The 24,727-nt window shown below is 67.2% G+C and carries 19 protein-coding genes; 9 read left to right on the top strand and 10 right to left on the bottom strand.

Features of this window, described 5'->3' with window-relative positions:
- The first annotated feature begins 15 nt into the window (after positions 1 to 15).
- Positions 16 to 1,347 carry a TolC family outer membrane protein gene (locus tag AVTE2539_RS19415; protein ID WP_284413142.1) on the top strand — a complete coding sequence of 444 codons (1,332 nt, stop codon included), beginning with the start codon at positions 16 to 18 and terminating at the stop codon, positions 1,345 to 1,347.
- A 311-nt stretch (positions 1,348 to 1,658) separates the two neighbouring features.
- Positions 1,659 to 3,254, top strand: coding sequence for a hypothetical protein (locus AVTE2539_RS19410; RefSeq protein ID WP_284413140.1), 1,596 nt, complete (start codon positions 1,659 to 1,661; stop codon positions 3,252 to 3,254).
- A gap of 76 nt (positions 3,255 to 3,330) precedes the next feature.
- On the opposite strand, the gene xopAU is transcribed toward AVTE2539_RS19410, so the two are convergent.
- The 3 genes from xopAU to AVTE2539_RS19395 all read right to left on the bottom strand — a co-directional run bounded on the left by xopAU (position 3,331) and on the right by AVTE2539_RS19395 (position 9,347).
- Positions 3,331 to 4,872 carry a XopAU family type III secretion system effector serine/threonine kinase gene (gene xopAU / locus AVTE2539_RS19405; RefSeq protein WP_284413138.1) on the bottom strand — a complete coding sequence of 514 codons (1,542 nt, stop codon included), beginning with the start codon at positions 4,870 to 4,872 and terminating at the stop codon, positions 3,331 to 3,333.
- A 176-nt stretch (positions 4,873 to 5,048) separates the two neighbouring features.
- Positions 5,049 to 8,192 (bottom strand): multidrug efflux RND transporter permease subunit, encoded by a 3,144-nt coding sequence (locus AVTE2539_RS19400; protein WP_284413136.1) that lies wholly within the window; start codon positions 8,190 to 8,192, stop codon positions 5,049 to 5,051.
- A gap of 18 nt (positions 8,193 to 8,210) precedes the next feature.
- A complete protein-coding gene (locus tag AVTE2539_RS19395; RefSeq protein WP_284413133.1) occupies positions 8,211 to 9,347 on the bottom strand; it encodes an efflux RND transporter periplasmic adaptor subunit in 1,137 nt (378 codons plus the stop codon).
- Between the two features lie 147 nt (positions 9,348 to 9,494).
- Here AVTE2539_RS19395 and AVTE2539_RS19390 point away from each other — a divergent pair, with 147 nt between their 5' ends.
- From AVTE2539_RS19390 to AVTE2539_RS19380, 3 genes are all read left to right on the top strand, one after another.
- A complete protein-coding gene (locus AVTE2539_RS19390; RefSeq protein WP_284401952.1) occupies positions 9,495 to 10,232 on the top strand; it encodes a response regulator in 738 nt (245 codons plus the stop codon).
- Positions 10,229 to 11,281, top strand: coding sequence for an ATP-binding protein (locus AVTE2539_RS19385; RefSeq protein ID WP_284413132.1), 1,053 nt, complete (start codon positions 10,229 to 10,231; stop codon positions 11,279 to 11,281). Before AVTE2539_RS19390 ends, AVTE2539_RS19385 begins: the two co-directional genes overlap by 4 nt.
- 178 nt (positions 11,282 to 11,459) lie before the next feature.
- The gene (locus tag AVTE2539_RS19380; protein ID WP_284413130.1) at positions 11,460 to 12,032 is read left to right on the top strand and encodes a cytochrome b; all 573 of its coding nucleotides are present in this window, start codon (positions 11,460 to 11,462) and stop codon (positions 12,030 to 12,032) included.
- Positions 12,033 to 12,050: 18 nt separating this feature from the next.
- On the opposite strand, the gene AVTE2539_RS19375 is transcribed toward AVTE2539_RS19380, so the two are convergent.
- From AVTE2539_RS19375 to AVTE2539_RS19365, 3 genes are all read right to left on the bottom strand, one after another.
- The gene (locus tag AVTE2539_RS19375; protein ID WP_284413128.1) at positions 12,051 to 14,744 is read right to left on the bottom strand and encodes a bifunctional acetate--CoA ligase family protein/GNAT family N-acetyltransferase; all 2,694 of its coding nucleotides are present in this window, start codon (positions 14,742 to 14,744) and stop codon (positions 12,051 to 12,053) included.
- 180 nt (positions 14,745 to 14,924) lie between these two features.
- Positions 14,925 to 15,398 (bottom strand): hypothetical protein, encoded by a 474-nt coding sequence (locus AVTE2539_RS19370; RefSeq protein ID WP_272563726.1) that lies wholly within the window; start codon positions 15,396 to 15,398, stop codon positions 14,925 to 14,927.
- Between the two features lie 8 nt (positions 15,399 to 15,406).
- A complete protein-coding gene (locus AVTE2539_RS19365; RefSeq protein ID WP_284413126.1) occupies positions 15,407 to 16,342 on the bottom strand; it encodes a hypothetical protein in 936 nt (311 codons plus the stop codon).
- 431 nt (positions 16,343 to 16,773) lie between these two features.
- Here AVTE2539_RS19365 and AVTE2539_RS19360 point away from each other — a divergent pair, with 431 nt between their 5' ends.
- The 3 genes from AVTE2539_RS19360 to AVTE2539_RS19350 all read left to right on the top strand — a co-directional run bounded on the left by AVTE2539_RS19360 (position 16,774) and on the right by AVTE2539_RS19350 (position 18,401).
- On the top strand, positions 16,774 to 17,067 hold the full coding sequence (locus tag AVTE2539_RS19360; RefSeq protein WP_284413124.1) for a hypothetical protein: 294 nt from the start codon (positions 16,774 to 16,776) through the stop codon (positions 17,065 to 17,067).
- 68 nt (positions 17,068 to 17,135) lie between these two features.
- A complete protein-coding gene (locus AVTE2539_RS19355; protein ID WP_284413122.1) occupies positions 17,136 to 17,528 on the top strand; it encodes a hypothetical protein in 393 nt (130 codons plus the stop codon).
- Positions 17,529 to 17,846: 318 nt separating this feature from the next.
- Positions 17,847 to 18,401, top strand: a complete 555-nt coding sequence (locus AVTE2539_RS19350) for a hypothetical protein (protein WP_284413120.1) — start codon at positions 17,847 to 17,849, stop codon at positions 18,399 to 18,401.
- 234 nt (positions 18,402 to 18,635) lie between these two features.
- Here the strand turns inward: AVTE2539_RS19350 and AVTE2539_RS19345 are convergent, their stop codons facing one another.
- The 4 genes from AVTE2539_RS19345 to AVTE2539_RS19330 all read right to left on the bottom strand — a co-directional run bounded on the left by AVTE2539_RS19345 (position 18,636) and on the right by AVTE2539_RS19330 (position 22,880).
- On the bottom strand, positions 18,636 to 19,091 hold the full coding sequence (locus tag AVTE2539_RS19345; protein ID WP_284413117.1) for a hypothetical protein: 456 nt from the start codon (positions 19,089 to 19,091) through the stop codon (positions 18,636 to 18,638).
- Positions 19,092 to 19,199: 108 nt separating this feature from the next.
- A complete protein-coding gene (locus AVTE2539_RS19340) occupies positions 19,200 to 20,621 on the bottom strand; it encodes a 3-deoxy-D-manno-octulosonic acid transferase (RefSeq protein WP_284413116.1) in 1,422 nt (473 codons plus the stop codon).
- Positions 20,618 to 21,436, bottom strand: coding sequence for a carbon-nitrogen hydrolase family protein (locus AVTE2539_RS19335; RefSeq protein ID WP_284413114.1), 819 nt, complete (start codon positions 21,434 to 21,436; stop codon positions 20,618 to 20,620). Before AVTE2539_RS19335 ends, AVTE2539_RS19340 begins: the two co-directional genes overlap by 4 nt.
- Before the next feature lie 55 nt (positions 21,437 to 21,491).
- Positions 21,492 to 22,880 (bottom strand): phosphomannomutase/phosphoglucomutase, encoded by a 1,389-nt coding sequence (locus AVTE2539_RS19330; protein ID WP_284413112.1) that lies wholly within the window; start codon positions 22,878 to 22,880, stop codon positions 21,492 to 21,494.
- A gap of 249 nt (positions 22,881 to 23,129) precedes the next feature.
- On the opposite strand from AVTE2539_RS19330, the gene AVTE2539_RS19325 reads away from it, so the two are divergent.
- Positions 23,130 to 24,686, top strand: a complete 1,557-nt coding sequence (locus AVTE2539_RS19325; protein ID WP_284413110.1) for a DNA-3-methyladenine glycosylase 2 family protein — start codon at positions 23,130 to 23,132, stop codon at positions 24,684 to 24,686.
- Positions 24,687 to 24,727: the final 41 nt, after the last annotated feature.

Raw genomic sequence — 24,727 nt, 5'->3', positions numbered from 1 at the left:
TCCTGAAAGACGTTCATGACGACCTTGCTTCGGTGCATTCCCTTGTCCCTGGCCGTGGCCGCTGCGCTCGCCAGTTTCGGCGCGCAGGCCCAGAGCCTGTCCCAACTGGTGGAGATGGCGCGCGGCTATGACGCGCCCTTCCAGGCCGCCAAGGCGCAGTACGACGCCGCCGGCAGCCGCGCCGAGCAGGCCCGGGCCGGGTTGCTGCTCAGCGCCGGCCTCTCCGCCGGGGCCAACTACGCCAAGACCGAAGTCAACCGCCCGCCGGTGGACCTGAGTGCCCCCAGCCAGAGCGTGGGCCTCACCGCCTCGCAGCCGCTGTACCGCCCGGCCAACCGCATCACCTTCGAGCAGGGCCAGCGCGGCATCGACATTGCGCAGGCCCAGCTCGAAGGCGTGGCGCAGGACCTCATCGTGCGGGTCAGCCAGGCGTATTTCGACGTGCTGGCCGCGCGCGACACCCTCACTTTCGTGCAGGCCCAGAAAGCCGCGGTGGCCGAGCAACTGGCATCGGCCAAGCGCAACTTCGAGGTGGGCACCTCCACCGTGACCGATTCGCGCGAGGCGCAGGCGCGCTTCGATCTGGTCGTCGCCCAGGAGATCGCCGCCGACAACGACCTGCGTGTGAAGCAACTGGCGCTCGACCAGGTGGTGGGCCGCCCCGGCGTGGCGCCGCAGCCGCTGGCCCAGCCGGTGCAGTTGCCCGAGGTCGCCCCCGCCGACGTGGGCACCTGGGTGCGCTCGGCTGAAGAACTGCAGCCGCAGGTGCGCCAGGCCGCCATCGCGCTCGACGTGGCCCGTCTGGAGACGAAGAAGGCCGAAACCGGCCACCTGCCCACCGTGGACCTGCAGGCCGGCTACAGCGTCTCGCGCAACCCCAAGGGCACGCCGACGATTCCCAACGTCAACTCCCGCACCAACAACACCACCGTGGGCGTTCAGCTCACGCTGCCGCTGTTCGCGGGGTTTTCGGTGCAGAACCGCGTGAAGGAAACCCTGTCGCTCGAAGACAAGGCGCTGGCCGACCTGGACAACGCCCGCCGCACCGTGGCGCAGGCCACGCGCGCCGCGTTCTACGGCGTGCAGTCCGGCCAGGGCCAGGTGCGCGCCCTGGAGGCGGCCGAAGCCTCCAGCCAGAGCGCGCTGGAGGCCAACCAGCTGGGCTACCAGGTGGGCGTGCGCATCAACATCGACGTGCTCAACTCCCAAAGCCAGCTCTACCAGACCAAGCGCGACCTCGCCCAGGCGCGCTACAACGTGCTGCTGGGCACGCTCAAGCTGCGCCAGGCGGCAGGCACGCTGTCGCAGGACGATCTGCTGGCCATCGATGCGCTGACGGTGCGCTGAGAGGCTGCTGGCCCTTGGCCCGTCCACCGTCCGCATCCTGCGATTGCGACTGTTGAAAGGCAGCTGCCGAGCCTCGGACACTGGCGTTCGAAGGCATCGGCGGTGCCGCCCCCACCATTGAGAAAATATGACTTTTCTGCTTCGACCCAACGCCGCGTGCTGTGGCACCGACCGTGCAGCGCATCGACAACGTGCCTGGCGGAACGCACCATGGGTGCATCCCCGGCGTTTGAACGGTCTGCATCTGCGTTCACCGGGCGGTCGGCTGTCCGGCCCGCCACGGACGCCTTGGTGCGTGCCGAATGAAGCCCGTGGCTGAGCCGCGCCCCGTCGCACACCGCTGGTGGCTGGGCGCGTTGCTGGCCGTGTCCCTGGCGGTGCTGGCACTGTGCGCCACCCATCCACCACGCTGGGAGACCAATGACGACGTCGGCATGGCGATGGTGGCGCACGGCTACGGCATGGCCGCCAGCGGCTCGCCGAACCTGATTTTTTCCAATGTGGTCTGGGGCCACATCGTGCGCCTCATCCCTTCGCTGGGCGGCATCAGCGGCTATGTGGTGGCGACGTTCGCGGTTCTCGTTGCGGTCGGCACGGCCGTGCTGTACGGCCTGCGGAGCCTCGGACACGGCTGGTGGCTGGGGGGAAGCGTGCTCGTTTTCCTGCTGGTCCGGCCGTTGCTGCTCCCCCAGTTCACGGTCAATGCGGGCTTGATGGCAGTTGCCGCCGTCATCTGCTTGAACGTGTACGCCCAGGCGAGACAGATGCCGGTGCTGTGGCTGGGCGTCGGCCTGCTGTTTCTCAGCGCCATGGTGCGCAGCCATGAATGCATGCTGGTCATGCTGGTCGCTCTGCCCCTGCTGCCCTGGCGTGCGCTGGCACGAGGCCAAGCGCCACGCTGGGCTTTCGCCGTGCTCGCCCTGGCCCTGCTGGCTGCCGCATGGCTGGACTGGCAGGCCTACAGGGCGCCGGAATGGAAGGATTTCAACGACCTGAATCTGGTGCGGGCGGCATTCACCGATTTCGGCGCTGGACAACATCTCATCACCCGTCCCGAGATCCTTGACCGGCACGGCTACACGGCCAACGATCTGGCTTTGGTGGGCAACTGGTTCTTCTCCGACCCGCGCCTGGCCGACCCCATGGCCTTGAAAGCCATGCTGGCCGATGTCGGCTTTTTGGCGCTGCGCACCAATGCGCTGGCCTCGGGCTGGGAAGGAATCCGCGCGCTGTGGCAGCCGGATCTTCGGGTCTCGCTGGCCGCAGCGTTCTTGCTGGGCCTGCTGCTGCCGAATCGCAAGGTGGCCGCCACTTGGTTGCTGTGCATCGCGGCCGTATTCATGATGGGGCTGCTCGGCCGGCCTGGCGTCCTGCGCGTGTATGTGCCGCTGATGGCCCTGCTGGCCGTCGCGCCGTTGCTCTTCGACGGTGCTGAGCGCCATCGGCGGCGCCCCGTCGTCTTCGCCACGGTGATGGTGGCTGCCGTATTGAGCGCCTGGATGGCCGTCGGCTTGTGGCAAGCCTTGCAGTACAAGGACGAACAGGCGCGCAGAGAACTGGATTCGCTACCGTCGGGATCGATTGTGGTCTGGGGCGCCGCCTTCCCGTTCGAGGCGGTCTACCCGCCGTTCAGCAATGCCGCCGTGCGTGAGCGATACCGGTTGTATTCGCTGGGGGCGTTCACCTTGGTTCCCGATACCGTCGCGCGGCAGGAGGACCAGGCCGGACGCGGTTTCGTCGGCCTGCTGCAGCGCAAGGAAGGGGTGGCCATCTTTGCCTTCGATTCGCATCTAAGCTGGCTGGACGTGTACTGCAGCCAGCGTCTGCACGGGGTGCCGGAGCAATTGCAGACATGGCGGTCTGGCAGCCAATTGGCCAGCCGCCGCCGGTGTACCGCAGTGCCATGACCGGAGGCCATCCCATCCCGTATCGGGGCCCACGTTGGTGCAGTGAATCTGCCGAAATGCGTTCGGCAGTGTGTTTTCAAGCCGGGCGCTTCGATCGCTGATAGATGGCATGGACCTCGTCTCGTGGCGGCAGTTCGCTGAAAAACGGGTCACGCAACAGTTCTTCGGCACTGGGGCGCTCGTCCAGCCGCATGGTGACCATGCGGTTGAAGAACTGCACGATGCCCTCCTTGCTTTGTGCCGGCAAAGTCTTCAACGGATCCATGAATGGAAAGGTCTCTACCGAGGAGGCATTGCTGAGGCCGATCAGCCCCATCGCGCGGGCCGGCGTTTTCAGGAAATGCACGAGCAACTGGGCCACGCTGTAAACGTCGCGCTTGTGGTGGCTGGCTGATGGCCGCATTTCGAAGTAGCCCGCAGTGCCCAATTGGCTGGGTTCGCCCTCCTCGCGGCCCAGACCCATGTCGATCAGCCGGAACATCTTCTGGTGCTCGTCGTAGATGACGTTGTTGTGCGAGATGTCCTGGTGCACCAAGCCTTCGTCGGCAAACCGGGAAGCCCCGATCAGGACGTCCGCCAACATCTGCCGCCCGAGGGCCAGGTAGTCCACCGGCCTGATGAACCCCTGGTCCAGGGCGTGGCGGGATCGGTCGATCACCTGGTGGACCGCGGGGCCTTCGATCTTCTCCAGCAAGATCCCGAACAGGGCGTCGATCTGAACCAGGCCATACACCCGCATCACCTGAGCGGTTTCTCCGAGGGATGCGGCGACCTGGAATTCCTTGTAGATCTTGGCTTTCTCCTGTTCGATCGCGTCGGCCAGGCTGTTGGCGCCCTCCGGCAGCGTGTCGAAAAACCTGCGCGACATCGGGTGGCCGGGGTCGGTGCACAGCATCGCCTTGAACACGAAGTCCCGCCCGCAGTCCTTGCCCTCGCGCCAGAAGTTCTCGGCCAGTCGCACGGCGTAGGCCACCCCAGAGGCACCCACGCCGAGCCGCTGCATGCAATGCGCGGCCTGAGGCAATCCCTCGCACGAGGGCTCCAGCGCAATGGCGGCAAACCCATTGCTGATTTCCGCTGCACCCGGTTTCAATGCGGCCAGTCTTTCCATCCGTTCCGGCATGCCACCCTGCTGGCTCAACTCGTTCACCAGACGCGGGCTGAGCACCACGCCCGGGCTGGTCGAACGCTTCATGCTCTGCAACCTTCGCTCCTTTCCCAGGGCGCTGAGCGCGTTCCATGGATCCGAAGTCCGATGGCGGGAAACCGGCGTGGGCGGGTCCAGCAGGGAGGCAAGGATCGAGGGCGGGCTGGGAAACGCCTTATCGCCCGGGCTGGACCGCGGCGTCGACAACGGGCTGCCGCTCCCTGGCAACGAGCGGGGGCTGCCCCCCCCGGCCATGCGGTCGCCCAGCGCGGGAAGCTGCGCATTGAACCGCAACCCCTCCCCGGCCCGCTCGCCCAGCTTCAGCCGTCTTCGCTCCAGCAGGAGCGACGCGTGGCCGGCCTTGGGGGCAGGAAGACTGCGGTTCGTTGGCGGCTGTGGCGTCTGGTTGTCGGATCTCCGGGTGTCCTCCACGCCCTTGGGGGCGCTTCCCGTTGAGGGTGGGGTGATCATGCTGGGCGCGTGCTGGAAGTTGGATGCGGCAAAGGGCACCACTAAATCCCAGCCGGTGAACCGTCAGGTGCGCTGGTGCGAAGCCATGCACAGATGGTCGAATCCACCCCTCCATGTGCCATTGCGCCTCAGGCGCCCAAGGGCCGGCCGAAGCGCCAGGCGTGTTTGGCGGGCAGTCAGGCCCGCCCTTCGGTATCGGCCTGCGGCGGAGCGGGCAACGCGGGCCGCCGGCGCTGCCAGCGTTCCTGCAAGCCCACGACCAGCACGAAGAAGACCGGCACGAAAAGTACGGCCAGCACCGTGGCGGTGACGATGCCGCCGAACACCCCGGTGCCGATGGCGTGCTGGGTTTCCTGGCTGGCGCCGGTCGCCAGCATCAGCGGAACGACGCCCAGCGCGAACGCCAGCGAGGTCATCAGGATGGGCCGCAGCCGCAGCCGCGCCGCCGTCACGGCCGCATCGACCAGCCCGTGGCCCTGCTCGCGCAACTGCTTGGCGAACTCGACGATCAGGATGGCATTCTTCGCCGACAGCCCGATCACCGTGATCAGTCCCACCTTGAAGAACACGTCGTTGGGCAGCCCGCGCAGCAGCACGGCCGCCACAGCGCCGATCAGGCCCAGCGGCACCACCAGCATCACGGCCGCAGGAATCGACCAGCTTTCGTACAGCGCGGCCAGCACCAGGAACACCACCAGCATCGACAGCGCCATCAGCAGCGGCGCCTGCGCGGCCGACTGGCGCTCCTGCAGGGATTGCCCGGGCCAGGCGATGGCGAATCCGGGCGGCAGCTGCCGGGCCAGGCGCTCCATTTCCGCCATCGCGGCGCCGCTGGAGACGCCCGGCGCGGCGCTGCCCGACAGGCGCGCGGCAGGGTAGCCCTGGTAGCGGGCCAGTTGCAGCGGCGTTTCGGTCCACACCGGCGTCACCACCTCGCCCAGCCGGGCCATGCCACCGCTGGCGCTGGGCACAGGCAGTTTCAACACGTCGCCGAGCTGCATGCGCGCCTTGGCATCGGCTTGCACGATCACCTGCTGCATGCGCCCCCGGTTGGGAAAGTCGTTCACATACAGCGAGCCCAAGGCCGCCGAGAGGGTGTCGCTGATCGCGGAAAACGGCACTCCCAGCGCCGCGGCCTTCTGGCGGTCGATGTCCAGGCGCACGCTCGCACCCGGGGGCAATCCGTCGGCATACACGCTGGCCAGCAGCGGGCTGCCGGAGGCCAGCGCGATGAGCCGCGCTTCGGCCGCCTTGAGGGCCGCATGCCCCTGGTGGGAGCGGTCCAGCAGCCGCATCGTGAAGCCGGACGACGTGCCCAGCTCGTCGATGGCCGGCGGCATCAGGCTCATCACCGTGCCCTCCCTGATGTGGGCCATGGCCTGCTGGGCGCGCGAGACCTCGTCCTGCGCGGTGGCTCCGCCCCGCTGGGGCCAATCCTTGAGCATGGTGAACGCCAGTGCCGAATTGGGTCCCGAGCCGGAGAAGCCGAAGCCGATCACCGTCTGGTTGGTGGCAATGCCGGGCCGCGCGGCGACATGCGCCTCGTAGTCCTTGACCACGTCCAGCGTGCGCTCCATGGTGGCGTCGGCCGGCAACTGGAAGGAGGTCATGAAGTACCCCTGGTCCTCCTCTGGCAGGAAGGCCGAAGGCAGCCGCACGAACGCCCAGCCCAGCAGGGCGACGATGGCGAGGAAGCCCACCATCACGCGGGCCGGCCGGCGCAGCAGCCCGCCGACCTGCCTGCCGTAGGCATCGGTCAGGCGGGCGAAACGCCGGTTGAAGCCGCCGAAGAAGCCGCGCTTTTCGTGGTGACCGGCCTGCACAGGCTTGAGCAGCGTGGCGCACAGGGCAGGCGTGAGGCTCAGCGCAAGGAATGCGGAGATGAGGATGGAGGTCGCCATCGACAGCGCGAACTGCTGGTAGATGGCCCCCACGGAGCCGCTGGCGAACGCCATGGGAATGAACACGGCCGTCAGCACCAGGGTGATGCCCACCACGGCGCCCGTAATCTCTCGCATGGCCTTGGCGGTGGCCTCCCGGGGGCCGAGGCCCTCGGTCGCCATCAGCCGCTCCACGTTCTCCACCACCACGATCGCGTCGTCCACGATGATGCCGATGGCCAGCACCATGCCGAACATCGTCAGCACGTTGATGGAAAAGCCCGCCACCTGCATGACCGCGAAGGTGCCCAGCAAGGCGATGGGTGCCACGATGGCCGGAATGAGCGTGTAGCGGACGTCCTGCAGGAACACGAACATCACGATGAACACCAGCGCCATCGCCTCCAGCAGCGTGTGCAGCACTTTCTCGATCGAGATCTTCACGAAGGGCGCCGTGTCGAAGGGCGTCGTGTAGCGCATGCCGGCCGGCAACGCGCGGCCCAGCTCCGCCAGGCGTTGGTGCACGGCTTCGGCAGTGCGCACGGCGTTGGCGCCCGGCGAAAGCTGCACCGCGGCCCCGGCCGACGCCCTGCCATCGTCGCGGGTGGCGAAGCCGTACGACTGCGCCCCCAGCTCGACACGCGCCACATCGCCCAGAACCACCCTGGAGCCGTCGCGGTTCGAACGCAGCACCACGGCGGCGAACTGCTCGGGCGTGGACAACTGGCCCTGCACCGTCAGCGGAATGGTCACGCGCTGGCCGGGAAGGCTGGGCGAATCGCCCACGCGGCCGGGTGCGATCTGTGCGTTCTGCTGGGACAGCGCGGTGGACAGGTCGTTCATCGACAGCCCATATGAAATGAGCTTGTCCGGATCCACCCAAATGCGCATGGCCTGCTCCGCCCCGAAAAGCTGGACCCGGCCCACGCCTTCGATGCGGCGCAGCTCCTCCACGCCGTTGCGCGCGAGATAGTCGCTCAGCGCCAGCTCGCCGTGGCGGCCGTCCTCGGACACGAGGCTCACGATCAGCAGAAAGCTGGACGTGGCCGATTCGACGGTCACGCCGTTCTGGCGCACCGTCTGGGGCAGGCGCGACTCGATCGCCTTGAGCCGGTTCTGCACATCGACCTGCGCCAGCTCCGGGTTCGTGCCCGGCTTGAAGGTGGCCGAGATCTGCGCCGAACCCGAGGTGTCCACCGACGACTCGAAATACAGCAGGTTCTTGACGCTGGAAAGCTCCCGCTCGATCAGGCTGACGACCGAGTCGTTCATGGCCTGCGGTGTCGCACCCGGGTACGTGGCATACACGGTGACCGCGGGCGGCGCCACCGAGGGGTAGCGGGCGATCGGCAGTTGCGGCAGCGCGATCAGGCCCAGCAGGACGATGAACGCGGCCACCACCCAGGCGAACACCGGTCGCCGAATGAAAAATTGGGGCATCTTTGACTCCCTGCCCGCTCAATGCGCGCCGGCGCGCAAGGCCGATGCCGATGCCGACGGCTGCCAAGGCTTCGGTGCGACCTGCGCACCGGCGGTGAGTCGCTCGATGCCTTCGACCACCACGCGCTGGCCAGGCTCCAGCCCGCTTCGAACGCGGTAGTCCGGCCCGATGGCCTCTCCCAGCTGCACCTCGGCAGGCTGGGCGACATGGCCTTCTTGCACCCGCCATACCTGCGCCCTGCCCTCCACCCGCTGCACGGCCTGCTGGGGCACCAGCAAGGCATCGGCGTACTGGCTTTTCACGACTTCGGCGCGCACGAACATGCCCGGCAGCAACTGGCGCTCGGGGTTGTCCACCTGGATGCGCAGCAGCACGTCGCCGGTGCCGGGGTCCACCTGGAGGGCGGAAAACAGGATCCGGCCGTGCAGGGCATAGGGCTGCCCGTCGGCCCGCAGGATGCGGACGGGCAGGCGCGCGCCACCGGCCCGCAGCGCCTCCAGTGCCGACGCCGGCTGGCGCACATCCACATAGACCTTGTCGATCTGCTGGATGCGGGCCATGGGCGTGGCATCGCCCGCCCCCACCAGAGCGCCTTCGGTGACGAGCGCCTGGTCGATGCGGCCCGCAATGGGCGCATCGATCCGGGCGAACCGCAGGTCCAGGCGACGGCGCGCCAGCACCGCCTCGGCCTGGGCGACCTCTGCGGCCGCCTGGTCGCGCTGCGAGGCGGCGTCGTCATAATCCTGGCGGCTGACCGCGCCCTCGCGCATCAGCGGCTCCAGCCGGGCCGTCTGTGCCTGCGCACGCCGCCATGCGGCCTGGGTGCGCTGCAAGGCGGCCGCGGCCATGTCCGCATCGGCCTGGAACGGGGCCGGATTGATCTGAAAGAGCGGCTGTCCGGCCGCGATGTCCGCGCCCTGCTCGAAGAGCCGGCGCTGGACGATGCCACCCACCTGCGCACGGATCTCCGCCGAGCGGACAGCCGCCACGCGGCCGGCAAGCGCCTCGCGCACGGTGACCGCCTCGGGCTTCAAGGCCAGCACCGTGACCTGCACGGGCTCTGCCGCCGCCCTCTTCTCGGCCGGTTTGCACGCCACCAACCCGGCGGCCAGCGCACAACCCATTCCCAGGGCGCCCCATCCTCGCATCGTCATCTTTCGGTCCTTCACTTGCATTCATGGCAGACGCGGCAGCGCCAGCAGGGACGCGATTCTGGAGAAGCCGCGTCCGTTTTTTCTGGACGAAACATGGAACCAAAATGGAGAGAAAAAACACCGGGCGAAGCCGGCACAATCCGGGCCATGACCGACACCCACCCGTCACCCGCCGATCCCGCGAGCGCAGGCGCACTCGTCCTGGTGGCGGAAGACGAAACGGAAATCGCCGAGATCCTGTGCGCCTACCTGCGCCGCAGCGGCTTGCGCGTCGTGCATGCCATGAACGGCCGCAGCGCGCTGGACCTGCACCTGTCGCTCAAGCCGGATCTGGTGCTGCTGGACGTGCAAATGCCGCGGGTGAGCGGCTGGCAGATCCTGTCGGAGCTGCGCCACCGGGGCGACACGCCCGTGATCATGCTCACCGCCATGGACCAGGACATCGACAAGCTCATGGGCCTGCGCCTGGGAGCGGACGATTACGTCGTCAAGCCGTTCAACCCGGCGGAGGTGGTGGCGCGTGTACAGGCCGTGCTGCGTCGCACGGCCCACCAGGACGGACGCCGGGCCCAGAAGATCCTGCGGGTGGGCACATTCCAGATCGATCCGGAGACCCTGGAGGCCAGCGTGCTGGTGGACGGCCAGCGGCAGTCCCTGGACCTGACGCTGACCGAATTCAATCTGCTGGCGCACATGGCGCGTGCACCCAAGAGGGTGTTCAGCCGCGCGGAACTGCTCGCGGCCTGCCTGCCGGAAAGCGATGCGCTGGAGCGCACGGTGGACAGCCACATCAGCAAGCTGCGAAAGAAGCTGGAGCTGATCTCGCTGGAAGGCGTGCCGGCAAGCGTGCGGGGTGTCGGCTATCGGCTGGGGATCGCGGCATGACCGCGGCATACGGCCTGCGCCGCCAGCTGGTCGTCTCCCTGGCAGTGATGGCGATCGGCATCGCCCTGCTGTTCCTGCTGGGCTCCTATGCGCTCTTCGCCCTGTTGATGGCGTTCTCGCCTTCCAGCATTTCGGATGACCTCACGCCCTCGCCCATCGAAGCGATGTGGATGCTCTGCACCGTGCTCGTCGCCCTCGTGCTGGCGGTGGTCACAGCGGTCAAGCTCTCGCGCCGCATCGTGGTGCCGCTGAACTCGGTGGCCGAAAGCCTGCGCCGGATTGCCGAAGGCGACCTGTCGGCCCGGGCGACCACCGACGACCACTCGCTGGGCGAAACGGCGCAACTGGTGCGGGACTTCAACAGCATGGCGGAAAGGCTGCAGCACATGGCGCAGCAGCGGGCCTTCTGGAATGCCGCCATTGCCCATGAATTGCGCACCCCGGTGACGATCCTTCGCGGCCGCCTGCAAGGCATGACGGAAGGGGTGTTCGAGCCCACGCCGACGCAGTTCCAGGGCCTGCTGAAAAACGTCGAGGGCCTGGGCCGGCTGATCGAAGACCTGCGCCTGCTCGGCCTCAAGGACAGCGGCCACCTGGAACTGCACCTGGAGCTGGCCGATCTGGCGGCCGAGGTCGGCGCGGTGGCACAGGCCTTCGAGCCGCAGTTGCGCGCGGCCGGCTTCGAGTTGACCCTGGATCTGAATCCCCAGGAGGTGCTGTGCGACCCGGTGCGAATCCGCCAGGCGCTGTTGGCCTTGCTGGAGAATGCGCTGCGCCATGCCACGCCAGGGCCCATGCGCATCCGCCACTGGGTGGAGGGCGAGATGTGCCATCTGTGCGTGGAAGACAGCGGCCCCGGCCTGAATGCCGACGACGCAGCCCGCCTGTTCGATGCCTTCCAGCGCGGAGAGGCATCGCGCGGCCCATCTTCCGGCAGCGGCCTCGGGCTGGCCGTGGTGCAGGCCATCGCCCAGGCCCATGAGGGACAGGCGAGCTGGGCGCCCTCTCGCCTGGGCGGATCGGCCTTTGCATTGCAGTGGCCCGTTTGACACCCGGACCGGCCTGCACGCCCCGCCCCGGAAATACCAGGCGCCCCGATGCATTTCCCATTCACGCCGCGGATCATCCCGACGAATTCGACTTGTTCGCCCCTGCGGCGCTTCGGTGGGCATCGCCACCGATGCCATCGCTTCAATGCCCTCGCGGCCCCACACAGGAAACCTGCCCATGCCATGGAAAAACACGCCCACGCGATTCGGCGCGATCGCCAAGTTCTTTCACTGGACCACCGCCGCGGCCTTCATCGCCGCCTACGCAGTGGTCTATTACGTGATCTGGTTCATGGATGACACCCTGCCCGAATCCTGGCCTGTCCTGAACGTTCACTGGGCCCTGGGCTTGCTGGTCGGCACGCTGGTGTTGCCGCGCCTGCTGTGGCGGCTGTCGACCGTGCAGCCGGATCACCCGCCCGGCTCGCCGCTGGAACACCGGTTGGCCCAATGGGCGCATTGGGGCCTTTACGGGTTGCTGATCGCCATGCCGCTCACCGGCTACATCGGCACCGACGCACCCACCGACTTCGGCCTTTTCAGCGTGCCCAGTTTTCGCGAGACGGCCATGTTCGAGTGGCTGAGCCGTGCCTTGGGCGTGGGCTGGGACGCATTCGAGCCAACGGTCGACGCGGTGCACCATTTCCTGGGCCAATGGGTCGCCTGGATCGTGGTGATGCTGCATGTCGCCGCGGCGCTGTTTCACCACCACGTCCGGCGCGACGACGTGCTCAAGCGCATGCTGCCTTGAGAGAGGCGCGCGCCCGACTCAAAGCTGGTGCGTCACCAGCTTGAAATCCGGATCGTCCGGGTACGCCTTCACCTCGAAGCCCAGGCGCCGCATCAGCTTGAGCATGCTGGGGTTGTTGGCCAGCACCAGCCCGTCGACCTCCGACAGGCCGCGGTCGCGGGCCACGTCCATGATGCTGAGCATCAGGCGCGATCCCAGGCCGCGGCCGTTGAAGTCGTCGGCCACCACCAGCGCGAACTCGCAGCTGGACTGGTCGGGGTTGGTCACGTAGCGCGACACGCCCACGATGCGCTCGGTGCCGATGATCTCGCCGTCCTCGCCTGCACTGCGTTCGCGGTACACCGCCACCAGCGCCATCTCGCGGTCGTAGTCGATGAGCGTGAAGCGCGCCAGCATCGAGGCCGGCAGCTCGGCGATCTGCGAGATGAACCGAAAGTACCGGCTCTCGGGCGACAGCTCCTTGACCAGCTTCTGCAGCATCTGCGCGTCGTCGGGCCGCACCGGGCGCACTAGGTATTCGCCACCGCCGCGCAGGGGCCACACCTGCTCGTAGCGCGCCGGGTAGGGCAGGATGGACAGGTGGCTGTAATGCTCGCTGCGCCCGCCCATGGACTGCGCGGCGTGGCCGACCACGATGCGGGCGTCCACGGCGACGGCGCCCTGCTCGTCCACGATCAACGGGTTGATGTCCATCTCGCGCAATTGCGGCAGCGCGCACACCATTTCGGACACGCGCAGCAGCACCTGCTCCAGCGCCTCGCGGTTGGCCGCGCTGGCGCCGCGCCACTCGCCCAGCGTCTCGGCCACGCGCGAGCGTTCGATGAGCCGGCGCGCCAGGAACTGGTTGAGCGGCGGCAGCTCCATGGCGCGGTCGTCGATCAGCTCGATCATCGTGCCGCCCGCGCCGAAGGTGATCACCGGGCCGAACGGGTCGTCCGTCACCAGGCCGATGCAGATCTCGCGCCCGCGCCGGGCGCGCGCCATCTTCTGCACCGTCACGCCCTGGATGCGCGCGCCCGGCTGCAGGCGGGCCACGCGCTGCACCATGTCGGTATAGGCATCGCGCGCCGCCGCCCCGGTGTGGATGTCGAGCGCCACGCCGCCCACGTCGGATTTGTGGCTCACGTCGGGCGAATCGATCTTGAGCGCCACCGGAAAGCCCAGCTGCGTGGCGATCATCATCGCCTCGTGCGCGCTGCGCGCCAGCAGCGTCTTGGTGACGGGCACGTTGAACGCGGCCAGCAGCGTCTTGGACTCCATCTCGGTCAGCACATGCCGGCGCTCGGCCAGCACGCTCTCGATCATCAGCCGCGCGCCCTCGATGTCGGGCTTGGCCAGCGAGGTGAGCGGCGGCGGCGTCTGCTGCAGCAACTGCTGGTTCTGGTAGAACGAAGCAATATTGCCGAAGGCCCCCACGGCCGCCTCGGGCGTGCGGAAGCTGGGAATGGCGGCCGCGCGCAGCACCTCGCGCGCCGGGCCCACCGAGGCATCGCCCATCCAGCACGCCAGCAGCGGCTTGCCCATCAGGCGCTTGGTCTCGGCCAGCGCGGTGGCGACCGCGGCAGCATCGGTGCCCGGCTTGGGCGAATAGATGGCGAGCACGCCGTCGATCTGGCGGTCCTTCTCGGCCGCCTCGACCGCGCGCCGAAAATGCTCAGGCCCCGCCTCTTCCGACACGTCGATCAGATCGGCCAGGGACGCCAGCGGCGGCAGCTGCGGGGCCAGCGCCTCGGCCGAGGCCGGTGACAGCCGGCCCAGCTGCAGCAGGATCTCGTTCACCCAGTCGGCCGCCAGCACGCCCGGCCCGCCGCCATTGGTGACGATGGCCAGCCGCCGGCCCACCGGTCGGTAGCGCGAGGCCAGGCACTTGGCGGCGGAGAACAGCTCCACGAACGACCGCACCCGCACCGCGCCCGCGCGGCGCAGGGCCGCGTCGAACACGTCGTCGCTGCCCACGATGGCGCCGCTGTGCGTGTGCGCCGCCTCGTTGCCCGCCGGCTTGCGCCCGGCCTTGAGCACCACCACCGGCTTGGCGTTGGCCGCCGAGCGCAGCGCACTCATGAAGCGGCGCGCGCTGGAGATGCCTTCCATGTACACCACGATGCTCTGCGTGCGCGCGTCGTTGGCCAGAAAGTCCAGCACCTGGGCGATGTCCACGTCGGTGTTCGGCCCCAGCGACACCACCGTGGAAAAGCCCACCGCGTTCTTGGTGCCCCAGTCCAGGATGGACGCGGTGAGCGCCCCCGACTGGCACACCAGCGCCAGCGACCCCTCCCGCGCCAGCGGCCCGGCCGCGCTGGCATTGAGCTGCAGGTGCGGGCGCTGCAGGCCCAGCGAGTTGGGGCCCAGCAGGTGCATGCCCTCGCGCCGGGCGATGTGCTTGAGCCGCGCCGCATGGTCCGCGTCCATGCCGTGCGACATCACCAGCGCGGCGCGGCAGCCGATGCGCCCGGCCACCTCCAGCGCGGCCACCACATCCTCGGGCGGCAGCGCGATCAGGGCCAGGTCCGCCCGCGTCTGCGCCAGATCGGCCAGCGTGCCGCTGGTGTGGATGTCCAGGAATTGCAGCGTGCCGGTGAAGCGCTGCGCCCGCAGTGCGGTGTGCAGTGCGCGGGCGCACGGCGTGAGCGGCTCGGGCGCATCGGCCCGGCCGGCCAGCACCACGATGGAGCTGGGGGCGAAGAGCGGGGTGAGGTAGTGTTTTTCGATCATGGCAGGCAGGCAGCGGGCAAGCAGACAGGCAGGCAATCCATCGCATCGGTCGGCCAGGACGGACGAATGGGCGCCAGTGGCTGGCATTTTGCGGCATCGCGGCCACCGTGGGCACCCCGGCGCCGGGCGATGTGCGCCGCAAGGCACGCGCTGTGGCTTCTGGCAGCCGTCAGATAGCCGTTACAGGTCCTCGGTGCGGTCCAGCCAGTCCGAGATGATCGCGTGCACCAGCCACAGCGTCTGGAAGAGCATGGCCCCCGCGAACGCGGCGATGGCCACGCAGGCCAGAAAGCAGGCAAAAACGTCCAACAGGCCCAGCGTGACCTGCGCCGCCGCCCCGATGAGCGCCGAGACGATGGACGCAAAAATCAGGTTGCTCACATTGCGCACCTGCGCATAGCGCCGGATGCGCGGGTCGATCTTTTTGAGCTGAGCGAACAGCTCGCGGTAGCCCGGCGTGTCGAACACCGTCTCCTTGAACTTGACCACGATGAAGATCTTGAGCGACAGCAAGAAGCTGCCCGTGGTGAGCAGGCCCGTGAACAGGCTGGCCCGGATCTTCTCGCCATAGAACTGCATGGCCCCATCGGCGTCGGGCACCCCATAGACCACACCGGCCACCACGGCGGCCGAGAACAGCAACGCCTGGAGCACATACCGCCTCATCGCATCGGCATCTCGAAAATGTGGCGGTGCTCGCGGCACTGCCGCAGCAGCTCCTCGACCACCCAGGCGGTGGAAAAGCGCGTCACGTCCAACTGGTCGAGCCTGGAGGCCAGCTGGTCGTAGTCGTATTCGCCGAAATTTTCCGGGTTGTCCAAGATGGAAATCACTTTCTCGACGCCATGGGCATCCACCCCTTCGATGCGGCCGCGCTGGGGGCGCTCCGCCCTCACGCACGCCTGGATGGCCGCCGCCAGCATTTTGCCGGGCGTGCCCGCCACGAAGGTGATCTTGCTCGCGCGGTTCTTGATGTAGGCCGTATGGGCCTTGAACTGCGCCTGCGGCACCTCGGGCGTGGCGACCACGTATTCGAAACTCTTCACCTTCTCCAGTTCTTCGATCATGGACTGCAGCGCCTCTTGCCGCACCAGCACTTCCCAGGAGAAGCGGGCATTGTGCTCGCGTCGGATTTTGACGCGCCGCGCCTCGGTCAACTCACTGCCACCAGCCGCCGCGATTTTCTCGGCGATCGCCAGCTCCTTGTACTGGTTGAAATGGGTGCCGGCCAGGTGGCAGAAGGTGCTCACGCTGCAGGAGTGGTGGTAGTACTGGTACATGCCCGCCCCCGTGCGCTTGTGCAGCACGAAGAAGTTGAAATCCATCAGGCTGGCATCGCGCCGCACCTGCGCCACACGCACCAGGATGTTGGTGGGCGCGCGCACCAGTTCGCAATAGGTCTTGTGGTCCTTGACGGTGATGACCACGCCCACGTGGTAGTCGGGGTCCGCCGAATCGTTCAGGAAGAACAAACGCTGCCCGTCCGCGGGCGCGCTGGGGTCGTAGCCCCGGGCGGAAAGGGCCTGCGCGAAGGTCTCCAGCGACAGGGGGCCCTGCGGGTGGAGGACAAACCGGAATCCCATGAATTTGACTCGCATTGCTTTGCCTCCTGAAAGGGTTGTATGGCCAGCGTGCGTACCCCTTGGCAGGTTTGAGGCGGCGGGCGATGGATGCGGAGCCAGGGGTGGGATAGTTGGCTTCGCGGTGGAGTGGAAAACGTGTTTCGGCCCGTGCATGGCCTGGGTTGGCCGAGGTACGGTGGGGTGTCTCACGCCGAGTTGGCCCATGTGCCGCCCAGGTCGTCAGCACGGCGCGAAGGATGGGAGAGAACTTGAAAGACTGTACTTAAAAACAGTGTTTCGGACAACCTGAAAATCCCCGAGCGCCAGTGGAGGAATGAATCAGCGCGCAGCCAATCGTCCGGGCAACGCTGGAAGCAGCGGGTCACGGCAGGCAGCCATCCGGCCACAAGCCGCCGTTCATGTGCCACAGTTGGACTTCCTTTGAGTCTTGAATCTGGATGTGGCAAATGGGTGTCGTCCGCTGCAAACCAATCACCGCCCCGATCTGGGTACGGATAGCCATTGCGCTCGTCTTGGCGTGCGCCTCGACCTTCGTGGCGCTTTGGGTGACATCGGGTGGTTTGGATCCCCAGAACAAAGGCACGCTGTTGGCCGCCATCCTGGTCGTTCCTTTGGCTTTCGCTGCAAAGCTGGATTGGCCTTCAGGCGCTTCCATCGCGTTGGCGGGCGTGACCTACTTCCTGTTCTGGATGGGTGCGGTCTGGTGGGTGATGCATCCAAAAACAATGGACAGTGCGTGAACTGCGGGTGCCAAGACTTGGCGAACGCTGATTGTGGTCAGTCCTCACAGCAGAAACTTGAAACGAAAATGGAACGAGCCAAGAACGGTCGCAGAGTGGCAATAAGTCTTGTGTGCTGGCTCTTTTCCAGCGTTGGCGTGTTGATGTCGCTAACAATGATCGTCGGCTCATCGATGGTTGCCGTGATCGCCGATCCCGCTTCGGCAGTCAGGGGAACGGGGTTCTACCTTGGAATTGCAGCTGCCTTCGCTTGGTTGGCACTGATCGTGATGAACCTCGCCTGGCTGAGGGAAGAGCGAACGTCCCTGCTCTGGCCGATGGGTGGTGGATTGGCTGGCATCGTATGTACAGCGGCCTTCTTGCCCTTCATTTTTCTTTTCCTGCCCTGCGTTTTGCTGGGCCTGTATCTGTGCTGCGTTCATTTGTCCGGTAGCGCCAGCGATGAGACGAGCGCCAATTAGTCGCTGGTTCACCGTAACTCACGATTTTGCTAAATTTTTCCCCTGTCAGAAATCGACATTGAAAGAATTACTGTATGGGATGGGCCTGGATAATTTCGGGCATATTGCTATTAGGGCTTGGTGCGACTTCCCTGCGCCACTTGATCGTTCGAAGGCCCGCGAGCAGAGAAGTGGCGGAGATTTTTCAGGCCATTTGAAAGCCCGCCGCCTTAGTCGCTGATTTGCCATAAGTCACGACATCGCTAACTATGTTTTCGTTGAAGTGCACGCATTTGCCTGCAATTCTCGACTTAACAGGTCAATTATTTATTGCATCAAATGGGCATTCTTTTCAGACACGGCGACACCCTTCGAGGCAAGGCGATCACGCTGTTTTATCTTTTAATCATTTGCGTAACAATCAATGGAATGGGGCACGGAAATGTCGTTCCGTCACCCCAGCTAAAGCCATGGGCACTTGCTGCCGCTTTCCTGATGGCCACATTAACAGCGCTAATTGTGCTTAGAGATAAAAATCCTGTGAGCCGGTTTGTTCGGAGTGGGATTTTAAAGCGCTTGGCAATTCTTTTGCTGTTTATCATGCCGCTTTCCGCCTTCTTGGGATACTTTTTGGTTTGTCTTGGTATTCCGGTACTGTACGCGCAAATGACGCAACCCACAGGTTATGCGGATGCATATGTGGTGGAGCGCTGGAAGAGCTCAGGACGAGGATGCCATTTTAAAGCGAGCATTTTTGGGAGATCCATGCCATCAAAGATAAGCACTTGCATCCCAAAGCGAGATTGGGAAAAATTGAAGCCGGGCGACCCTGTCATCATTTCTTACTCACAAAGCATTCTGGGCTTTGTAGTGAATAGTATTCAATTGAAATAAATTGGTGTCCTGGCCTTTTTTAAGGCCCGTTGAATCTGCCTTAGATGCCCCGGCCATCACGTCAGGGGTTGCCGAATAAGCACCTTCGGTTAAATTCGGCTGAATATATGCCGCGAACCTCTTCGTCAAGATTTTCGAAAATACTTGGTGCTAGACGCGTTTCCATGCTTGCTTATGACCGGATCCTGTCCTATGAGACAGTGTGCTCATGGCCTTCGGAATATGTTTCGCTGCTCAGAAATAACGCCCAACTCCTCTTGAGCGACCCTTGTAGGTAAGAATGAAAATTGAAATGCCGAAGAAGAGCTGAATGACATACCACATGATTCTGTTCTTCTTCTGGCCATTGACCAGTGCCAAGGTGTCTCGGTGCGTGCCATCAATCTGGACGGCCAATATGCGTCCATCCGTTAAATAAGCTGTCACTTCTTTTCCTGCATCGGCCTCCATGCCTGGGTATCCGCACCGATATCTCGGGCAATCCAAAATAATAATGCCCGCGCTACGAAACTTCAAACTTTTTGCAGTCAATTCCAATTTTCCAGTAGCGCGAACCGCACCTTGACTGGACAGGATATGTAGCTTGTAAAGCTCATAAATTTCCGTCCCCCCCAATATGAAGGAGATCATGATGAGGGCTATCGCAACTCCCATCCACCATTCGCGTACTGACCTGACGGTCGCAATCACTGCTTTCCTCGTGAACTGATTGAAAGTTGACCCTGCTCACCTGCCATCAAGACGGTATGGCAATTACCGCTGCGGAGCCGCTCGTTAACCGTTGCGTGGGTTGGTTTTTCATTGGGAATCCACACCGCCCGACGGACTTGATGGCCTGAATTCCCCCGAGCCCCCAAGCTGCACCCGCAACATCTGCGCCACAGCCAGCGCCGTCGCCAACGCCGCCCCCCGGTGCGCGCTGGTAAACGCCACCGCCCTGCCCTGCGCGTCCTCCAGCCTTGGCGCATCCCCCACCAGCGCCTCCGCCACACCCACCCCCTCGGCCATGTCCTTTACCCGCAGCGCCGCCCCCGCTTCGCAAGCCAACCGTGCCGCCTCGGCAAAGTTGAACGTGTGTGGCCCCGTCACCACCGGGCAGCCGCAGGCTGCCGCCTCGATCAGGTTCTGGCCGCCCAGCGGCGCGTAGCTGCCGCCCAGCAGGGCCGCATGCGAGAGGCCGTAGTACAGCGCCATCTCACCCAGCGAGTCGCCCAGCCACACGTCGGCGGTGCCGGGTGCGGCGCCCCAGGTGCTGCGGGGCGACACGGTCAGGCCGGCGGCCTCGATCAGCTCCCGCACCTGGGCGAAGCGCTGGGGGTGGCGTGGCACCACCAGCCACTGCACGGGCAGGGCTGCTGCCGATGCCCCTGTGCTGGACACTCCTGAATTGATAGCAGAATGCCCTGGTGTTATTTGCGCTGGAGTCCGTTTTGACTGCAAGGCCTCCAGCCACATCGCTTCTTCGCCCTCGCGGCTGCTGGCCAGCAGGACCACGCGGCGGCCGGTGGCGTCGCGCCATTGGCGGCCTTGCGCCAGTTGGGCGGCGTCGGGCACCACGTCGAACTTGAGGTTGCCGAACACGCCCTGCACGCGGGCGCCGGCCGCGCGCAGGCGCTCGGCGTCGGCCTCGGTCTGGGCCCAGGCGGCGGCCAGGCCCGCGTAGGCGGGGCGGGACAGCCACGACAGGCGGCGTGCGCCGGCGAGCGATTTTGCGTTGAGGCGGGCGTTGGCCAGCACCACGGGAATGCCGCGCTGGCGGCAGCCGGCCAGCAGGTTGGGCCAGATCTCGGTTTCCATGAGGATGCCGATCTCGGGGCGGAACTGCTGCAGAAAGCGCCGCACCGCGCCGGGCGTGTCCCACGGCTGCCAGACCTGCACGTCGCCGGGTTGCAGCAGTTTTTCGCCTTCGGCGCGGCCGGTGGCGGTGCCATGGGTGAGCAGCAGGCGCATGCCGGGCAGCAACTGGCGCAGCTCCGCCAGCAGGATGGCGGCGGCCCGGGTCTCGCCCAGCGAGACGGCATGCACCCAGACGAAGGGATTGCCCAGGCCGGTGGCGCTGATGGGGGCCAGGCTGTCCATCGCCTGCGGGTAGTGGCCGAAGCGTTCTTCCACGGCCACGCCGTAGCCGGGCTCGGTGGCGGCGCGGCGGCGCAGCTTGGCGCGCAGCAGCGGCTGGGCCAGCCAGGTGATGGCCGAGTACAGGGCGCGGGCGGGGGTCACTGCCCTGCCAAGCCCGCAGTGCCGGGCCGGCCGGGTTCTGTGGGGAGCACGCGGCCCCGCCACCCGGCGCCGTTGCCATCGCGCTCCGCGATGACCAGGCAGGTGCCCGTGCCCGGGGCGGCCACCACGCAGGCGCCGCCCGGCGCCCAGAAGGCGCTGCGGCCGGCACAGGCGTAGCCGCCGGTGGGCCCGCCGTGGTTGACCAGCAGCACGGCCATGCCCCACTCGGCGGCATAGCCCTGCAGTTGCGCGGTCTCGCGCGCATGGGCGCATTCGGAGATCACCGAGCCGCAGGCATACAGGGCCGCGCCGCCTGCGCGTGCGGCGCGGGCGTGTTCGGGGTGCGTGGTGTCGGCGCACACGGCCAGCGCGGTGGGCTGGCCGGCCAGGGGGCGCACGTGGAAATCCTCGGTGCCCGGGCTGGCGAAGGTGTTTTCGCCGGGATGCAGGTGGCGCTTGCGGTACAGGGCGGCGCGGCCATCGGGCTCGAACACCCAGGCGCCGATGGCCGGCAGGCCGCCCGGCACGGCGGGGGCCACGGGCGCGCCGACCACCACGGCCATGCCATGGGCGCGGGCTGCCTCGCGCAGCGGCGCCAGCACGGCGTCGTCCGCGCCGAGCACGTGGCGGGCCGCCAGGTCGGGCTCATAGCCCGTGAGCGACAGCTCGGGAAAGACGAGCAGTTGCACGCCTTCCTGGGCGGCGGCCTGCACCATGGCCAGGTGCGCCTGCACGTTGGCCGGCACATCGCCGGGGATTGAGATCGACTGCGCCGCTGCCACGGTGTACAGCGGTGGGAACACGGGGGGATTCAAGGGGCGGATGGTCCGTGAAGCGGGCGGTGGATGGCAGGCGGCTGGCGGCGAACGATCAGTGGGCCGCCGCACCCACGTGCGCGTCGGGCTTGACCCGGTGCAGCAGCGCGAGCATGGCCGCTTCGATGCGCGCCAGCGCCTCGGGCGTGTGGCCTTCGAAGCGCAGCACCAGCACGGGCGTGGTGTTGCTGGCGCGGATGAGGCCGAAGCCGTCCGGCCAGTCCACGCGCAGGCCGTCGATGGTGTTGATCTCGGCCGGGGCGGCGAAGGTTTCGGCGGCCAGGGCCTGCAGTTCGGCGGTCAGGCGGTGCGGCTCCCCTTCGGCGCACGACACGTTCAGCTCGGGCGTGGAATGGCTGGTGGGCAGGCCGTTGAGCACAGCGCCGGGGTCGCTTTCGCGGCTCAAAATTTCGAGCAGGCGGCAGCCGGCATAGGTGCCGTCGTCAAAGCCGAACCAGCGCTCCTTGAAGAAGATGTGGCCGCTCATCTCGCCGCCCAGGGGCGAGTCGAGTTCCTTCATGCGCGCCTTGATGAGCGAGTGGCCAGTCTTGTACATGACGGGTTGGCCGCCCGCCTCGGTGATGGCGGGGGCCAGGCGCTGGGTGCACTTCACGTCGAAGAGGATGTGGCCGCCGGGCACGCGCGAGAGCACGTCGCGGGCGAACAGCATCATCTGGCGGTCTGGAAAGATGTTCTGGCCGTCCTTGGTGACGATGCCCAGCCGGTCGCCGTCGCCGTCGAAGGCCAGGCCCAGTTCGGCGTCGCTCGATTGCAGCGTGGCGATCAGGTCGCGCAGGTTCTCGGGCTTGCTGGGGTCGGGATGGTGGTTGGGGAAATTGCCGTCCACCTCGGAAAACAGCTCGATCACCTCGCAGCCCAGCGCGCGGAAGATGCCGGGGGCCGAGGCGCCGGCAATGCCGTTGCCGCTGTCCACCACGATCTTCATGGGGCGGGCGAGCTTGACGTCGGAGGTGATGCGCTGCACGTAGGCGGGCAGTACGTCGGCCTGGCGCACGCTGCCGCCTTGGGCCAGCGTCCAGCTTTCTTCTTCCATGGTGCGGCGCAGGGCCTGGATCTCATCGCCGTAGATGGCGCGGCCGGCCAGCACCATCTTGAAGCCGTTGTAGTCCTTGGGGTTGTGGCTGCCGGTGACCTGGATGCCGCTGTGGCACAGGGTGTGGGCGGCAAAGTAGAGCATGGGGGTGGTGGCGGGGCCGATGTCGATGACCTCGATGCCGGCGTCCACCAGCCCGGCGATCAGCGCGGCGGCCAGCGAGGGGCCGGACAGGCGGCCGTCGCGCCCCACGGCCACCACCGTCTGCCCCTCGGCCCGCGCGGCGGTGCCGAAGGCGCGCCCCAGGCCCCGGGCCACTTCGTCGTTCAGGGTGCTCGGCACGATGCCGCGGATGTCGTAGGCCTTGAAGATGGCGGGCGTGGGCTGCACAGGGGGTTCCTTCGCGGTTCGGGAGAAATCGCGGGGCGCGGCGGGCGCATGGTGCGCTGCGGCGCCCCTTCTCGTTGGACGGGGTCGCGGCATTGTAGGCGCGGGGTCGGGCGCCGCCGGGGCCGCGGCGCGTAGGCCAGCGCCGCATCTTCGGCCGCGCCGGGCGCTTCCCCGGCGCGTCCCCTGCGCGTCAGGCACATGTCCGGAAACGGCCAGCGCTGCCGCGTCGCCGGCCTATGATGGCCCTTCATGACAGCGCCCCGCCCTCCCCTGGCCCCCGATGCCGACGATGCCCGCTACCGGGCGATGGCGGCCCGGGATGCGCGCTTCGACGGGCGGTTCTTCACCGGCGTGACCTCCACCGGCATCTACTGCCGGCCGGTGTGCGCGGTGCGCACGCCGCGGCGCGAGAACTGCCGCTTCTTCGTGCTGGCCGCCCAGGCCGAGAGCGCGGGTTTTCGGCCCTGCCTGCGCTGCCGGCCCGAACTGGCGCCGCGCGCGCTGGCTTGGTCGGTGCAGGACGCGCCCGACATCCTGGTGCGCGAGGCGCTGCGCCTGCTGGAGGGCGAAGGCGCGTGGGAGGCCGCCGCCACCGGCCCGTCCCCCCTGCAGCGCCTGGCCGCCCGGCTGGGCGTGAGCGACCGGCACCTGCGCCGCATCTTCGAGACGGCCCTGGGCGTGTCGCCCCTGCAATACCTGCAGACGCGCCGCCTGCTGGCCGCCAAGCAGTTGCTGACCGACACCGACCTGCCCGTCACGCAGGTGGCGCTGGCCAGCGGCTTCGGCAGCGTGCGGCGCTTCAACGCGGCGTTTGCCGGGCACTACGGGCTCAATCCCACGCAGTTGCGCAAGACCGGCGCGGGCACTGCGGCGGGTGGCGCCAGCAGCACGGTGCGCCTGGCCTACCGGCCGCCCCTGGACGTGCCGGCCCTGCTGGCGTTTTTCGCCAAGCGGCAGATCCATGCGGTGGAGTCGGTGTCCACCGAGGGTGAGCAGGCCCTGCGCCGCACGGTGCGGCTGGTGGCGGGCGGGCAGGTGCATGCCGGCTGGCTGAGCGCCCGGTTCGACCCCGACCGTCCCCAGGTGCTGCTGCAGACCAGCGACAACCTGCACCCGGTGCTGCCGCTGGTGATTTCGCGCGTGCGCGCCCTGCTCGACCTGGACGCCGATCCGCAGGCCATCAACGCCGTACTGCACGGTGCCTTCCCCGAGGGCGACGGGCTGCGCGTGCCCGGCGCGTTCGACGGGTTCGAGCTGGCGGTGCGCGCCGTACTGGGCCAGCAGATCACCGTGGCCGCCGCCCGCACGCTGGCGCAGCGGCTGATGGAGCGCTTCGGTGAGCCCATCGACACACCCTGGCCGGCGCTGACGCGGCTGTTCCCCTCGCCCGCGGTGCTGGCCGGCGCGGCGGGCGATGCGCTGGGGCAGTTGGGCATCGTGCGCCAGCGGCAGGCCGCCATCGTGGCGCTGGCCCAGGCGGTGGACAGCGGGCGCCTGGCGCTGCACGGCGCGGCCGATGTGGCGGCCACCACGGCGGCGCTGTGCGAGCTGCCGGGCATCGGCGACTGGACGGCGCAGTACATCGCCATGCGGGCGCTGCGCTGGCCCGATGCGTTTCCGGCGGGCGACGTGGCGCTGCACAAGGCCCTGGGCGTGCAGGGCGCGCCGCGCGCGGCCCAGGCGGCCACGGCCGCGTCGCAAGCGTGGCGGCCGTGGCGCAGCTATGCGGTGATCCGGGCGTGGACGCTGGGGGGCACGCCCACGGCATCGGGGGCGCCCACCCCGCAATCACTATCAAAAACATAGCAATATGCCGGCACATTCATTGTGCTGGAGCCACTTTTTAC

The sequence above is a fragment of the Acidovorax sp. SUPP2539 genome, from assembly GCF_030158975.1.
Taxonomy (GTDB): Bacteria; Pseudomonadota; Gammaproteobacteria; order Burkholderiales; family Burkholderiaceae_C; genus Paracidovorax.
This window is presented reverse-complemented; position numbering and strand designations above follow the sequence as displayed.

Excerpts from the sequence above, each read along its gene's own strand:
- AVTE2539_RS19415 (WP_284413142.1), top strand. The coding sequence starts at position 16 with ATGACGACCTTGCTTCGGTGCATTCCCTTGTCCCTGGCCGTGGCCGCT.
- AVTE2539_RS19390 (WP_284401952.1), top strand. The coding sequence starts at position 9,495 with ATGACCGACACCCACCCGTCACCCGCCGATCCCGCGAGCGCAGGCGCA.
- AVTE2539_RS19350 (WP_284413120.1), top strand. The coding sequence starts at position 17,847 with ATGGGCATTCTTTTCAGACACGGCGACACCCTTCGAGGCAAGGCGATC.
- AVTE2539_RS19365 (WP_284413126.1), bottom strand. The coding sequence starts at position 16,342 with ATGCGAGTCAAATTCATGGGATTCCGGTTTGTCCTCCACCCGCAGGGC.
- xopAU (WP_284413138.1), bottom strand. The coding sequence starts at position 4,872 with ATGATCACCCCACCCTCAACGGGAAGCGCCCCCAAGGGCGTGGAGGAC.
- AVTE2539_RS19355 (WP_284413122.1), top strand. The coding sequence starts at position 17,136 with ATGGAACGAGCCAAGAACGGTCGCAGAGTGGCAATAAGTCTTGTGTGC.
- AVTE2539_RS19400 (WP_284413136.1), bottom strand. The coding sequence starts at position 8,192 with ATGCCCCAATTTTTCATTCGGCGACCGGTGTTCGCCTGGGTGGTGGCC.
- AVTE2539_RS19395 (WP_284413133.1), bottom strand. The coding sequence starts at position 9,347 with ATGACGATGCGAGGATGGGGCGCCCTGGGAATGGGTTGTGCGCTGGCC.
- AVTE2539_RS19325 (WP_284413110.1), top strand. The coding sequence starts at position 23,130 with ATGACAGCGCCCCGCCCTCCCCTGGCCCCCGATGCCGACGATGCCCGC.
- AVTE2539_RS19380 (WP_284413130.1), top strand. The coding sequence starts at position 11,460 with ATGCCATGGAAAAACACGCCCACGCGATTCGGCGCGATCGCCAAGTTC.
- AVTE2539_RS19385 (WP_284413132.1), top strand. The coding sequence starts at position 10,229 with ATGACCGCGGCATACGGCCTGCGCCGCCAGCTGGTCGTCTCCCTGGCA.
- AVTE2539_RS19375 (WP_284413128.1), bottom strand. The coding sequence starts at position 14,744 with ATGATCGAAAAACACTACCTCACCCCGCTCTTCGCCCCCAGCTCCATC.
- AVTE2539_RS19360 (WP_284413124.1), top strand. The coding sequence starts at position 16,774 with ATGGGTGTCGTCCGCTGCAAACCAATCACCGCCCCGATCTGGGTACGG.